Source organism: Aerococcus sp. L_32 (assembly GCF_050689315.1).
Map to the genome: position 1 here is coordinate 1 of NZ_JBOEQF010001150.1, position 588 is coordinate 588.

Here is a 588-nt window from a genome sequence, read left to right on the forward strand (position 1 = left end):
TAGTAGCATCATGGATACAACCGGTTGGAAAGTCGCTCCTTCAACCTCACGCAAGACATTTTGAATATCTTTTGGACGAATAGAAGATTTTGTCCCTTGTGGCACAATACCAAAGGCCGTCACAAATTCTAAGAAACGTTGCATTCTGTCTTCATCCGGTTGCTCATGGACACGGTAGATGAATGGCAATACTTTCCTTGTAAAGTGGCCGGCAACTGTCTCGTTCGCCGATAACATGAACGATTCAATCATCCGCTCCCCAACGCCACGATCAAGCATTTCAATCGCTGTGGGATGACCTTCACCATCAACTATAATTTTCGCTTCACGAGAATCAAAGTCAATGGCACCACGGCTAACACGTTTATTGTATAAAATCTCATGTAAGGAAGCCATATTTTCCAACATATCAGTGATTTCACTGTATTTTTCCCGTAATGCTGGATCATTATCTGTGATAATGGCATTCACATCTGAATAAGTCATTCGGTAATCTGAGTGGATAATTGACGGATGAATATCATAATCAACAATACCGCCGTTATGGTCAATTTCCATGATAGCTGTCATTGTTAAACGGTCCACATC

General features: G+C 41.5%; 1 protein-coding gene. It reads right to left on the reverse strand.

What is annotated here, in order from left to right:
- Positions 1–585, reverse strand: a 585-nt coding sequence (locus ACRCJ0_RS18655; RefSeq protein ID WP_431391689.1) for an RNB domain-containing ribonuclease, incomplete at its 3' end; no start/stop codon positions are given.
- Positions 586–588: the final 3 nt, after the last annotated feature.